The sequence below is a fragment of the Paenibacillus faecalis genome, from assembly GCF_900289175.1.
Classification (GTDB): domain Bacteria; phylum Bacillota; class Bacilli; order Paenibacillales; family Paenibacillaceae; genus Paenibacillus_AQ; species Paenibacillus_AQ faecalis.
This window is the reverse complement of sequence record NZ_LT985747.1, coordinates 3,596,718-3,609,694: the sequence shown is the minus strand read 5'-3', so window position 1 is coordinate 3,609,694 and position 12,977 is coordinate 3,596,718. Positions and strand designations below refer to the sequence as shown.

General features: G+C 36.3%; 18 protein-coding genes and 1 pseudogene. 17 read left to right on the top strand and 2 right to left on the bottom strand.

Annotated features, from left to right (window positions below):
- Positions 1-121: 121 nt before the first annotated feature.
- From C8268_RS17015 to C8268_RS16995, 5 genes are all read left to right on the top strand, one after another.
- Entirely contained in the window at positions 122-469 is a 348-nt protein-coding gene (locus tag C8268_RS17015) for a hypothetical protein (RefSeq protein ID WP_106768770.1), read from the top strand.
- Entirely contained in the window at positions 466-804 is a 339-nt protein-coding gene (locus tag C8268_RS17010; RefSeq protein WP_106768769.1) for a hypothetical protein, read from the top strand. Before C8268_RS17015 ends, C8268_RS17010 begins: the two co-directional genes overlap by 4 nt.
- 148 nt (positions 805-952) lie before the next feature.
- Positions 953-1,405 carry a hypothetical protein gene (locus C8268_RS17005; protein ID WP_106768768.1) on the top strand — a complete coding sequence of 151 codons (453 nt, stop codon included), beginning with the start codon at positions 953-955 and terminating at the stop codon, positions 1,403-1,405.
- A gap of 68 nt (positions 1,406-1,473) precedes the next feature.
- Positions 1,474-1,683, top strand: a complete 210-nt coding sequence (locus C8268_RS17000; RefSeq protein WP_106768767.1) for a hypothetical protein — start codon at positions 1,474-1,476, stop codon at positions 1,681-1,683.
- A 117-nt stretch (positions 1,684-1,800) separates the two neighbouring features.
- Positions 1,801-2,121 carry a hypothetical protein gene (locus C8268_RS16995; RefSeq protein ID WP_106768766.1) on the top strand — a complete coding sequence of 107 codons (321 nt, stop codon included), beginning with the start codon at positions 1,801-1,803 and terminating at the stop codon, positions 2,119-2,121.
- Positions 2,122-2,302: 181 nt separating this feature from the next.
- On the opposite strand, the gene C8268_RS16990 is transcribed toward C8268_RS16995, so the two are convergent.
- Positions 2,303-4,009, bottom strand: a complete 1,707-nt coding sequence (locus tag C8268_RS16990; protein ID WP_106768765.1) for a DUF4127 family protein — start codon at positions 4,007-4,009, stop codon at positions 2,303-2,305.
- A 260-nt stretch (positions 4,010-4,269) separates the two neighbouring features.
- On the opposite strand from C8268_RS16990, the gene C8268_RS22755 reads away from it, so the two are divergent.
- From C8268_RS22755 to C8268_RS16955, 6 genes and pseudogenes are all read left to right on the top strand, one after another.
- Positions 4,270-4,407, top strand: coding sequence for a hypothetical protein (locus C8268_RS22755; RefSeq protein WP_158702757.1), 138 nt, complete (start codon positions 4,270-4,272; stop codon positions 4,405-4,407).
- 172 nt (positions 4,408-4,579) lie between these two features.
- The gene (locus C8268_RS16985; RefSeq protein ID WP_106768764.1) at positions 4,580-5,278 is read left to right on the top strand and encodes a hypothetical protein; all 699 of its coding nucleotides are present in this window, start codon (positions 4,580-4,582) and stop codon (positions 5,276-5,278) included.
- A gap of 1,100 nt (positions 5,279-6,378) precedes the next feature.
- Positions 6,379-6,537 carry a YvrJ family protein gene (locus tag C8268_RS16970; protein ID WP_106768762.1) on the top strand — a complete coding sequence of 53 codons (159 nt, stop codon included), beginning with the start codon at positions 6,379-6,381 and terminating at the stop codon, positions 6,535-6,537.
- A gap of 7 nt (positions 6,538-6,544) precedes the next feature.
- A complete protein-coding gene (locus C8268_RS16965; protein ID WP_158702756.1) occupies positions 6,545-6,739 on the top strand; it encodes a helix-turn-helix domain-containing protein in 195 nt (64 codons plus the stop codon).
- Positions 6,740-6,925: 186 nt separating this feature from the next.
- Complete coding sequence (locus C8268_RS16960; protein WP_106768760.1) at positions 6,926-7,417, top strand: cell wall hydrolase; 492 nt, start codon at positions 6,926-6,928, stop codon at positions 7,415-7,417.
- A 161-nt stretch (positions 7,418-7,578) separates the two neighbouring features.
- Positions 7,579-8,223: pseudogene (locus tag C8268_RS16955) on the top strand (IS3 family transposase); the annotation flags it as partial.
- A 47-nt stretch (positions 8,224-8,270) separates the two neighbouring features.
- Here C8268_RS16955 and C8268_RS16950 read toward each other — a convergent pair.
- Positions 8,271-9,053, bottom strand: coding sequence for a hypothetical protein (locus C8268_RS16950; protein ID WP_106768759.1), 783 nt, complete (start codon positions 9,051-9,053; stop codon positions 8,271-8,273).
- A 443-nt stretch (positions 9,054-9,496) separates the two neighbouring features.
- On the opposite strand from C8268_RS16950, the gene C8268_RS22750 reads away from it, so the two are divergent.
- The 6 genes from C8268_RS22750 to C8268_RS16925 all read left to right on the top strand — a co-directional run bounded on the left by C8268_RS22750 (position 9,497) and on the right by C8268_RS16925 (position 11,904).
- The gene (locus tag C8268_RS22750; protein WP_158702755.1) at positions 9,497-9,640 is read left to right on the top strand and encodes a hypothetical protein; all 144 of its coding nucleotides are present in this window, start codon (positions 9,497-9,499) and stop codon (positions 9,638-9,640) included.
- Positions 9,641-9,999: 359 nt separating this feature from the next.
- A complete protein-coding gene (locus tag C8268_RS16945) occupies positions 10,000-10,389 on the top strand; it encodes a sigma-70 family RNA polymerase sigma factor (RefSeq protein WP_106768758.1) in 390 nt (129 codons plus the stop codon).
- A 4-nt stretch (positions 10,390-10,393) separates the two neighbouring features.
- Entirely contained in the window at positions 10,394-10,552 is a 159-nt protein-coding gene (locus C8268_RS16940; protein WP_106768757.1) for a YvrJ family protein, read from the top strand.
- A gap of 4 nt (positions 10,553-10,556) precedes the next feature.
- Entirely contained in the window at positions 10,557-10,754 is a 198-nt protein-coding gene (locus C8268_RS16935) for a helix-turn-helix domain-containing protein (RefSeq protein ID WP_158702754.1), read from the top strand.
- A 92-nt stretch (positions 10,755-10,846) separates the two neighbouring features.
- Positions 10,847-11,299, top strand: a complete 453-nt coding sequence (locus C8268_RS16930; RefSeq protein ID WP_106768755.1) for a hypothetical protein — start codon at positions 10,847-10,849, stop codon at positions 11,297-11,299.
- Between the two features lie 140 nt (positions 11,300-11,439).
- Positions 11,440-11,904, top strand: coding sequence for a hypothetical protein (locus tag C8268_RS16925; RefSeq protein WP_106768754.1), 465 nt, complete (start codon positions 11,440-11,442; stop codon positions 11,902-11,904).
- Positions 11,905-12,977: the final 1,073 nt, after the last annotated feature.

Genomic DNA, 12,977 nt, shown 5'->3' with positions numbered 1-12,977 from the left:
GCACCACCCAGTGCTGAACTCAAATGAACAAAGGGAAGGACACGTGTGAAAGGCTAGCCACCGACTCCCTCGTATAATAAAAGCGGCAAATCCGTTAAAAGTTTTGCTTGTGGGGGAAAGCATGAATAACGTACAACTTTCCATTGATAAGGTTTCTGTTGAGTATCACGGAGTGACGATGAACTTCTACAATCAGCTCGTCCTATCGTTTCGAGATTGGTTTGATGTTAAGCCTGCTATACTTCATAGAGGGTACGTATATCATTGGCATTTGACTATGGGAGACGCATATCTTTATTTGAGATACCAACCGTGGCGGCAAAAGAAATCATTGAAGTACACTTTGCAAATTGAAACTCATCCCAACTACTTGGTTACATTTCATCGTTTGCTGGAAGCTTTGTATAACCACAGTCAGGAGGTTTATTTCTGCCGATGCGAGTTAGCATTTGATTTCCATATTCGATGAATCATGTATTCATAGCGGAAGTTTATGAAATCAAACCAATATCATACCACACAAATGCTGCTTATAACGCTTCAGGAAAACGACAATTAAATTCGTACATTAATGGCATAAATGTTAATGGATTCCGAGGTAAGGATGGACGAGCACGCAAAGGTACGCGTTTTAATCCTAATGGGCTTGTTATTCCAAGTCCATTCAATTCCAAAAAGGAAATTGTTTTTTATACTTTTCCAGAAGATCCAGGTATGATTACTATGGAGAAAGAAACCGTAGGTCTACAAATAATACGACGTCAAAACCAAGTAAAGGGCATTCTACTATTAGGAATTTTATAAACGATCTATTTGAGAGTCGATATTATCCTAATGGAGTTCTTTTGCCAAATGGTTTACCTCCTATAGGGGGAGGAAAAGATAGAATTATAATACCTGTACCATTTCCTCGATTACCTATACGAATTTAATTAAAATAAAGGAGTTAAGTATGAGAATAAGCAAGCTTATAGATAACATTATGGCTGATTATTTGCATGAAAATGGTTTTGATTATGAAGAAAGATTTTCACATCGATGGCTTTTTACACGAAATACTCAAAAAGGAAAAGAATATATAGAAATTGACAAAAGTAATTTGTATCAGAATGCTATTAGAGCAAGCTTTTATAATGGATACTCGGAAACAACCGCAATGTACTTATTGGAAGGTAATTTGATAAAGGAATGGTTCTTCTATCATGATGAGCCTTCTCTTTGTGAAACTTTGAAATTGATACTTAGTATCATAATGAACCAGGGATTGGCTTGGTTTGAACATAATTCATCACCCGAAGAATCTTTACCAGAAAATTATTTAAGTGATGATTTAAAGGCCTCAGCACTTCATTTTATTAAAAATCATTCTCTAAGTTATACTGATTATAAATCGCTCGTACTTTAGAAAAAATTTTAAGTCAAAATTTAAGTCATGAGCAAATCTTATATTGTAGTTATTTTTTAGGCGAATATTTGGTTAAAAATTTCTCAGCAGAGTGGGAATTAGATGATCGTGGTGTACCTTATGTTAAAAATATTGGGAAAATAGCCATTTTCTCGAAAAAACCATATAAGGAAATTTTAAGATATATTGAAGATCCTGATAGTACTTTAACAGAGCTTGTTGACTTGATTGGAGAAGTGATTCAAGAAGTAAACATTACACTCTTGAAATTAAAGTAACAAACAATTTACCGGTTATCGGATATATGGATACAAAGATAAAAGTGGTAATTTTGTATTCGATCTATTTGATGACAACTTATAAAGATGCATTATATTTGGGAGAGTGCAATTTTTGTGGAAACCGTAAAGTTAAAAGAATTTGAAGTTAAACATGATTGTTTCCAACAAGCTATTAAGGCTTTTTGGATTTTTGCGGAATATTGGAAACTTGATGAACCAGATGATTTTTATGAGGGATTCGGAACAGTGGATCTTTCAGAAATTGAATTGAAGAAATGGAAAATTTCACTTATTATTAATTATTCGTTTGATGAACCATTAGAGTACGTTCAAACTACATTGAAGGTTTTGTTTCAAGAAAAAAGTTTAGCAGAATATCGTATTCTTCAGAATTTCAAAGGTGAGATAATTGACGATGGTTTAATTTTCAAGTAAAAATATATCCATAAAAAACAACTCTGAAAATATTCAGAGTTGTTTTTTGTTGTGATAGAAATTGATGCTTTGATCTGCCCGTTTACCGAATGCGTTCGTTCCGAGGCCCAATGGAGATTCGTAGAGTCCGTTCTGTCCAAGTCTGCGATAGTTGGTCCAAGATCTTCTGGCATCATCTCGGTTATGAGCAGGACAATGTTACATCAGGATTTACGGTAATCTCGAACGCCCGATGCCAGAGGAAGGATGGATTGTCATAAGGGATACATGCACTGATGTATGACGAATAAGACCATACTTCCCCGCAGATCTGGCGGATACTGTGAGAGGCGTGGGGATGTCCGATTCGGAAAGCATTTCTGGCGGCAAGGGTATCTGTATGCGCCTGCATCCGCTCTCGTAACATGCCGATCACATGATGATAATCGTTCTCCGAATTGAAGAGCAGAAAATTTGCGTCAGCGTATGGAATGTTCGAATATAGTGTATTGGCTCTCGAATACTGCCGAATCTCTCCGATGGTCAACGTTTTATAGTAATAGTCCTTCAAAAATCGCTTAAACAAAAGCGTACCGTGTGCGTCTGTCGCTGCATCGATGGACGCGCAGTGGGTCTCTGTCGTCAGATACGCATACCGGGCTTGGGCCATACCAAGCGCAATTCCGATTTTATTGCCGGCTGTATTCCAGCCGCTGTATCCAAGAAGCAGTCCTGTGGCCGGGCTGTCCAGCAGCGCCTCGGTCACGTCTTTATTCGCCGCACCTCTTGCAACAAAGTCAATGACAACAGTCGGAATGCGATGCTCGCTATTGGATTCGATCTTGTCTATCGCACTGGAGACTTGGCTTACGTCTGTTACAGCAATGATCTCCACGTCAGGGCAATCGCTAACAAGCCTGCCGCCTACAATATCTACATGATGACTGATATTTTCATGCACACTCATATACTCGTAAGGATTAATGATGGTAGAGCCATGAGGACCGAAATATCGAACCGTATAACGGGTTTTATTTTCTATACATAATAGGTGATTGGCCATACGGGCCATAAGTGAATGTCCCAGACCGTCTGCATCGGGAAGGATAATGGCACGCTCGGGATTTTGACCGTCTGTTCCCCCAAGACAAGCTGTAATATAGCCCTCTATGAAGGTGATTTCGTTAGCTTGAACGCCTTGTGTCGAGGAATCATCCACACCGATCGCAAGAAAATCAATATACCCTAACCGTAGAAGTTGATCCAGAATATAGTAATTGGTTTTGAATTTATGACGGCGAGCCTCGTAATAATGTTCTTTGTTGAAGGTGGTTGTGTCTTCGTATAGGGAGCCGTCCGGTTTCGTATCATAGCCGTTCAAAATTTCATGGAAACTAAACACTTCTTTACGCGGCTGCATCATGAAAGCGCGGGATTCATCATAAGCGTTCTGGAACACACCCTCGACATACGTCGTTGTAGCCAGCCGCATAATCGTATCCAGAACATATACCGGTTTGCTTGGATAGGCTTGTTTAACGATACGAATGACGTCAAGCAGATCCGTTGTGGAAGCATCATAGTCGGGGTAGTTCCCGCTCTCGCTGCTTCGCAGCCGCCTGCTTCCGATTAATCCGCCATAAGCAAGCATGTCTGCTGAAATAATGAAGCCGTCAACATGGTTGGCGTGATCGAGAATAAATTGACGAATGTTCGGCATGTTTCCGAAGGTAGGTGCAAAAGTACTCTCCAAAATAGAGCCTGATGCCGTTTTTTGAGAATCCAGGCGGTTTGTAATATCGCGAGTGCAAGGGGTGATTACCTCAATTCCAGCCGATTTTCCCTGAACAATAACATCATCGAGATTCACAGGACGATCATCCAATGGCACATACAGCACTTTTTTCATAAATAACCAACTCCTTTTATTTCTTTGTTTGGGGCAACCTCTTGTATTGATCTAATCCAGCAGACTCATCACAACTAAAACAGAACACTTGTTCTCGTTATTGAATACTATACCACTATTTACTATTAAAATTCCATAGGGTTCACCGACTTTTTAAAAAATTATTTCTACCGGTTGTAATTTGTATATAGAAATTACCTATATAGATGAACGTCCTTTTTTTGTGGATCGTGACAAGATGCTCCGTATAGAGAAGGCTGTTGATTATTAAAGATCGTTTTGGTGAAATAGCTATTTTGCCGGCTAGCTCGTTTTTAGATGCTGGTCAGGCTATGGAAAACTATAAAACACTTGATGGCCAAATTAGCTTCAATCCAGGTCAGGGTATTTTTCTGTAGAGAAATATGGCGCTGTTAAAGGAAGAAGGGCTGTTTACAACGTTGATTCAGTTGTTCCAGATGACATATACGTAAACTAATAGTGATAGTGTCTGTCTTAAAATTGTTATAATATAGAAAACTGTCCAATTAAGCTTGGACAGTTTTCTATATTTATTCAGGAGGGAAATTCATGAACACTTGGTTTTACAAAATTGAGGATTTAGATGAACCTATTAAAAGAATAAATGATGCTAATATCGCTGATGTGTCTTTTAATACCATCAAAAGCAATTTTACACCTTGCATCACGAGCTTTAAAGATAATACAGTAGTTCAGTGGATTACTACACCATTTTTAAAACCAAGTGAAGGAATGTTTTTTCAAATATCTATTGAGTCTCAAGATGTTTTTAAGTTTATCATTGAAAATGTAGCTGGGTTTTTTGAAACAGTAAAGACTATCCATGAAAATAACATACTGAAAAACATAAGACTAAGTGATTTTAAAGAAGAACTTAGAGAAATTTTAATGTTGAATTATACTATGGACAAAAACTCAATCAATCCAATTATTCGTGATTTTTACCTTGATAAAAATTTTTCTGTTACTCCTTTTAGTCAAATAGAGGCGGTTCACTATGAAGTTTCAATAGAATCGTTCCAAAGACTAACTCCCTCAAAAACCTTAGCAGATGAAACTCTGTGGAACTTTTTCCTCAATACAAGTATTGAAAGATATGGGAATATCATTTTGTCACCTGAAGGTTGGTCAATTAATGATGACCTTATCAATTCTTCATTTCTGGCATACATTTGTCGTTACGCCAAAAGAGTTATTCTTACAGTAAATCAATTAAATCATCATATTAGAGCCATCGAGATTCGATAACAGACAAAAAAGACGGCTTCCTCGACATTATGAATGTCTAAAGCAAAATTAAAAATAAATAATGGGAAATACTGATCAGTCCCAAATAAGAGAAACCCAGACGTCTTGGCACAAGACACTGGGTTTTTCGACAATCTGAGGACCTAACGGTCCTTTTTGAATATATTACTGTTCCTTCATTACTAGGTGTACTTCATTTATCCGCTGATTAAGGACACTGGAATAGTCCTGCAGCCATTCAATTCCTTGTTCGTAGTTATCAATATCAGGTTTAAAAATATAGTTGCTGCACACCCTACAGTCTTCGACACACGAGGAGGGGAAGATTTCTTTCTTTTCCTTACAATAACCGTAGTCTACTTTTAACATCTTCAATGTGTCCTGGTTATTGTAAATCTTTCCTCTATCATATGCATACCGTCTCCAAGATTAAAATGTTTGACAAACATTAGCTGGTTTTTGCGTTATATGTACTTCGTTAACTCGGCACCTGAGTTTCCTAAGTAATCTCCCTCCCTGACTTTTCTCCAGGAAAATGTGCCTGAAATAAACTATTAGTCCCATTTCATTGATTAAAATCTTCTCAGCGCTAAAAAACATGAACATATATTCTGTTTTTTTGAGAATGGTTGTTAAATTTGAACTATATATCTCTTTATTAGGTAGGAGTAATTTCTTTAATCGAGTAAGGGGGGACTTATATTGAAAAAAGATAATAGGTTAAATCGTCGTTTTATCACGTATACGGCCAATCTAATTTACTACAACTCTATTAATTACGACAAAAAAAGACGAATAAAGGACAACATATTCCCACTGACTCTAGACAACGATGAAAATCTAGAATCAATATTTTATGCATGTTATGATTCAGAATCTATACCACCAAATTTAAAGGATCATAATTACAGACTATTCAACTTTATAACGCTTATGAATCCCCCCCAGCGCAGCAACAACAGATACTATTATTTACTTATATATAAAAATTAACCAATAAAGAAATAGCCCAGAAATTAGGTGCTTCCCAACAGAACATTTCGAAACCTCGCCTAAAAGCACTATCACAATTGCGCCGGACATTGAGAGGGTGAAGATAAATGAATGAGGTCGGTTTTCCTGCTTTAATTGCTAATTTAGGCTTTCCTATTGCAATTACCTCGTATTTACTTATTCGCTTCGAAAAAAGAATATCTGATTTAAGCGAAGCGATTAATGCACTGAAGAATGAAATACACAATAACAATAAGAAGAGGTGATTCTATAATGGCTGAATTGTTAGTACGCGCGCAGCAGCACCACGATCAGGAGGCGACATTAAATATTTTGGAATGTTTCACGCCAAAAATAAAAGCTTCCTTGTTACAAGTACCTCCTGATTATCGAGAAGACTTAAAACAAGAGCTATATGTAAAAATGATTGAAGTTATACAAAATTTTGATATCGGTGAATTCAAATAAAATTCCAAAAGTGGCTGTAAAAATTGAGATTCATTTCTATATGTGAAGATGATATAGGTTATACAACGCTTTGATATTAATGAACTTCTAAATTAATTTTAGGTTTGGTTGTAAAATCAAAGGCTCGTTCCTCTTTATATAGTGAGACGCCACAAAGGCGATTAACAATTTTAGGAGGTAATAACTATGGCAATTGGTGCTCCATTAACATCCAAATCTCAGCTTTACGGACGTGACAGCGTCGATCTATTGGCAAGAACTCTTTACGGTGAAACTCGGAATGATTCCGTATCTCGTGTAGCTGTGGCCTATGTCATAATGAACCGAAAAAACAACAAAACATATTATGAGTTTAAATCTCTCAACACGATTGAAGCAGTAGTTCTTGAGCCACAAGCATTCAGTTGTTTTAACAATAATGATCCAAACTTGGATGACGTTCTTAGACCTGATAGAAACAGTGCTGCTTGGAAAAACTGTGTAAATGTAGCTTCAAACCTAAGCAGCTTTAAAAACCCTATCGGCTCTAAATGTTTTTATAATACTATCACACGATTTAACCAGCGGAGCTACACTCAAAACGGTAAACTCTACTATGATTTCCCTACCGGAAGAACAGTCGTAGTCAGCTCTAAAATCGCTATCGGAGCTCACATGTTTTTTGACTATGTCATGTAATTAATTTCATCCAAAAAAGGCTAGCCACAATATTGGCTAGCCTTTTGCTTATTACGACTTTAGTCAGTTGAGCACGCGATAGCGTGCGAAACATAAAACCACCCGCTATGCGGGTGGAGGGATCGAGGGTTTGACCAATAAGACCATCCCGATAAAANGTGAATCGTGGACACCATGTTAATCATAAGAAAGTGCAGCGCTTGATGAAGGTATTGGGGTTAAAGTGCCTGATACGTATGAAGAAATATCGTTCGTATAAAGGCGAGGTTGGCAAGATTGCACCAAACATTTTAGAACGCGATTTTAACGCTGAAAAGCCAAATGAGAAATGGGTTACAGATATAACAGAGTTTAAATTGTTTGGAGAAAAACTATATTTATCTCCCATGCTAGATCTATATAATGGCGAAATTATTACGTATACAATTGGTTCAAGACCTGTCTATTCCCTTGTTTCCAAGATGTTAGATCAAGCATTCAAGCATCTAACGGATAAAGATGAGCTATTGATTCATTCTGACCAAGGCTGGCATTATCAGATGAAACAGTATCGTCATGCCCTTGAAAAACGTGGCATTAAGCAAAGTATGTCCCGCAAAGGTAACTGCTACGACAACGCCGTCATTGAAAGCTTCTTTGGCATTATGAAATCTGAATTTCTCTATGTAAATGAATTTGAAAGTATCGTGCATTTTAAACAAGAGCTATCAAAATACATCGATTATTATAATCACAAGCGAATTAAGGCGAAACTAAAAGGCATGAGTCCGGTACAGTACCGAACTCATGCACAACAAGTCGCCTAAAGAATTAACCTGTCTAACTTTATGGGGTCACTTCACTAGACGGGTGGTTATGATTTATTAGACTTAAACGGCTCAACTTTAATTTGGTCTACAATAAATGCATTCTTCACACTATCGAATTTATATGTGATATGGAAGTTAGATACGTAAATAGGAGACGTCCCAATACTTCCACCGATATCCGAAGCGATTTTTCCATTTTCAAATATATAAGTAACTGTGCCACCGAAAAGAAGTTTATCTTGTACCTCCAAACCTGGATCTACATCGTAACTAAATTCATAGTCTTCCCCTTGCGCTTTAACTTTAATCGCTAATTTTCCATCCTTGTTTTTGGTAACATGCGATTCAATATGCTCAGCAACAACTTCTTCATAATTCGGAACTTTTATTTCTGATAGATCCTCACTGTTCAGCACATGTAATTCATCAATACTTGTGTCAGTGCCTCTCCCTATATTATTAATTATTACCACTTCTGGTTTATCATCACTAGTTACATCTGCATAAAAAACCCGGGGCTCTTCTGCAACCTGCCAATTAAACTCTTTCTTAACACCATTGACTTCCACTGACACAACCTCTGTCGTTCCATACTTATCTTTCTTAACAGGCGTAACTTTCACTTCGTTATTTTCAGATGACCAAGAATCACTATCTTTCGTCTTTTGTTCTGACTCCGTTGCCTTCCCCTCTTGTTGAGGTTGCGTTATTACCGGATTACTCGAAGTACTACTTTCCTCTTGCTTATCACCTCCATTATTATCTGTGCCGCAGGCTGAAAGCAAAACAGTACTGACCAACAACAATATACCAATTTCTTTTTTCAACTCTCTTGCTCCTTTCATCTTGTCTATCAGCAATTGTAACAGAGCAAATAAAAAGTTTATTTACACAGAAATAACAATATTTAATAATAAAGTTAAATTAATGTTAACAGACCTCAAGCATCACTTCAAGCTATACAATTTTACGCTCATTTTATAACTAGGCAGCAGTAGAAGCTGTAGAGCCAGAAGAGGGGCTAGCATCAGAACCACACAGATATTTAGAGGTTACAGGGGGATCTATTGTCGGACGCCTTGTAAAAGTGGGCGGACGAGAATGTTCCAATAGATCTCAAGTCACGTTTTGAGAAACAATTGGATTACGCAGTGCAGAATGTCCAAAGTGGATATGATGGTCTATCTTTTGACAACATTTCTATTTTTGATGTGGTATTAAAAGTAGACCTGCTCAAATCCCTTTGGAACAGGTGGAGTACCATCGTTGGTTGTTTGGAATGACCAATATGCCTTCAGCATCAAGTCCGATTGAAATTTCTGAATTAAAACTGGAGCTGGTGACTGAAAGTAAAACGGTTAAAGCCAAAAAAGTTTACAATATTGGGGAAGGGCAGCTTGCCTTCCACTTTTAGTTCTATATTAAAAAGAAGGGCTACTATTAAGGTAGCCCTTTCTTTGTGGTGTCCGTGAGTTACCTCACAAGGTAGTTCATTGCCTAGTGAATACTAGGAACCTTAGAGTGCCTAAATAACCCTCCCTCCTGATTTTTTAGGAAAATATACCTGAAATAAACTATTAATCTGCGTCTAAAAACCTAATTATTATTTCATAAAAAAAGAAAAAATGGTTCTTATTTCATTGATTAAAATGTTCTCGGTGCTAAAATATAGGAACGTAAGTTCTGTTTTTTTAGAATGGTTGTTAAATTTGAACTATATATCTCTTTATTAGGTAGGAGTAATTTCTTCAATCGAGTAAGGGGGGACTTATATTGAAAAAAGATGATAGTTTAAATCGTCGTTTTATCACGTATATGGCCAATCTAATCTACTACAACTCTGTTAATTATGACAAAAAAAGACGAATAAAGGACAATAGATTCCCACTGACCCTAGACAACGATGAAAATTTAGAATCAGTATTGTATGCATGTTACGATTCAGAACCTATACCACCAAATTTAAAGGATCATATTACAGACTATTCACTTTATAAAGCTTATGAATCCCTACCAGCGCAGCAACAACAGATTTTATCCTTTACTTATATACAAAAATTAACCGACAAAGAAATAGCCCAGAAATTAGGTGTTTCCCAACAGAACATTTCGAAACATCGCCTGAAAGCTCTATCAAAATTGCGTCGGACATTGGGAGGGTGAAGATATGAATGAGGTCGAATTTCCAGCTCTAATCGCTAACTTAGGCTTTCCTATTGCAATTACCTCGTATTTACTTATTCGTTTCGAAAAAAGAATATCTGATTTAAGCGAAGCGATTAATGCTCTGAAGAATGAAATACACAATAACAACAAGAAGAGGTGATTTTATGATGGCCGAATTATTATTAAGAGCGCAAAAAAAACACGATCAGGAAGCAATAATACAAATATTGGAATGCTTTACCCCAAAGTTAAAATCATCATTACAACAAGTTCCGGCCGATCATCGAGATGATTTAAAACAAGATCTCTATGTAAAAATGTTAGAGGTCATACAAAGTTTTGATATTAGTGATCTAAATTAAATTTTCCGAGAATGGTTGTAAAATCAGACACTCATTTCTCTTTATATAGTGAGACGCCACAAGAGCGTTAAAAAATTTAGGAGGTAATTAATATGGCAGGTTATCAAACAAGAGAGTTTAAGAAAACATTAACATTGACCTATGATCAAGCTAAAAAGATTAAACAAGCACAAAAGGATATGTATGACTCTGGAATTGTTAATCCGAACACAAACCGACTAACGACACTGCTCTCCGCTGCAGGTTCAATTTTGGGACTAGTCTTTGTATCTAGTACGCCTGCTAGTGTCGCGGCTGGTGTAGTATCTCTTTCTGCGGGTCTTGTCGGCAACGAAAGAGCAATCCTAGACAAAATGGTTAAGAATGGTAATTGGTACTTGGACGATGTTATTGCTCTTTTTGAACGCAATCCTCATTATAAAATGGTCGAAATAGAATTTCCTTTTATTGAATATAAAAGACATGGTAAATTGTTAGCTCAATTTATTACTGGTCAAGGTAGATTAATTCGTATTAATACAGGAAGTGGCTGGCTTATTATGTAACAATGTAAAAATAACGATCTGTCGCTGGGGAACCAGTGACAGATCGTTATTTGTTTCAGTGGTAGTAATAAGTGCAATTTTAATGTATAATTTCTGGTAAACCTGTTCAGTCATAATAATTAAGTTAGGAAGTGACATTAATGAAGACTAAACCCAAAATTATATTGATCAGTATTACTTTTATAATTGTTTTATCCATAGCAGGCTTAATGTATTTTTCACAAGGAAAAGCATCATTTAATGAAATTGTCACTGAAAAAATTTCTTTAACTGATGTAAGCCAAATTAAAATCAGTAGATTATCCTATGAAACACTTGAGACAGAAGAAATAGTAGTGAAGGAGCCTGACGAAATAAATTCGATAATGACCATTCTAAACGCTATGGAATTAAAAAAAACAAAGACACTTGATATTCAGAGAGATGAGTATACATATGAATTAATCATTAAGGAAAATCTCGAAAATAAATTCGGTATTTCCTTTTTTGATAAAAATACCTTAGAGATATTTGATGATACAAAGACAAAAAATAAAATTAGCCGATATGAAATAGAAAATGATTACAACATTTATGAGGAGTTACAAACTTTTTTTGTAGAATGACTTTTTTATCAGGTCTCATATATGGAATATATAAAAACCTCGAAATCTAAAGATTCCGAGGTTTTTTATAGGTGAATGTGGTTTTTAAATAAGCTCCACCTTATTCTTTATTTTTTCCTTTTCCCTACCAATTTAACAACTAACATAATTTAGTAAAATTATAAATATTAAAATGAACAATATGCCAACGATTGCCCCTAACCCTATCATGCTTCCCAAACTCCCCATTTTCCATAAACCTCCTAATTCTTTACCAAGTATAACAGCGTATTGGATAATGACACCAACGATAATGTATGAATTTACCAAAATATAAAAAATATCAAAAAAATATTGGCGCTGCCTTATCTTTCACGTTTATTTTCTCGTTAGTAGGAACTGATCCCAACAGAATCATATAATGGTCCAGAACTGTTACATACTACTGAAGAAACTACTACAACTGAAAATGGGGTTGAAGTAACAGTTCTTTACAAAGAATTGAAAGGGTCAAAAGAAAATCTTGAAAAATTAGTAAGTGATCCAAAAGATCAAGGACACAATATTTATTCTGAAGCTAAATTGACTTCGCCCGTATTTTCACCTTTAACTGTAGGTATAGGTAATGGAATTGGACAGGGTCAACCTGTAATAAATCTTATACATTATATACAACTTTGCACTAATGCAAGTTTAGATGTAGCCATACGATTGGGTGAAGGTGGTGCTAGATTCATTGGTAACTTAACCGCTATAGCCGCTATACAGGCCCAAATCTTCCCGATCAGAAAGGTAGTCCAGCTCAAATAGTTTGTCGTTGTTTTTATATAGCTCCGTGTACATCCTATAATATTGCGAAACGATACAACATGTTATATTTCATGGAGTGAGTAACTAATAGAATTATTACGTTTATATTGACACTCAAAGTTACGAATTGAACTATACCCGGAGAAGGCTACTTATTTAAGTGTTTATCTCTCGGGGTATAGTTCAAGATGTTCGTCGTGGGTCCTTACTTTATAAAGTCCTCCGGTCCGCGCTGTACAGTAAGATGATCCGAAAGCGATGGCGCAGTTGATCGATTTGTTTAA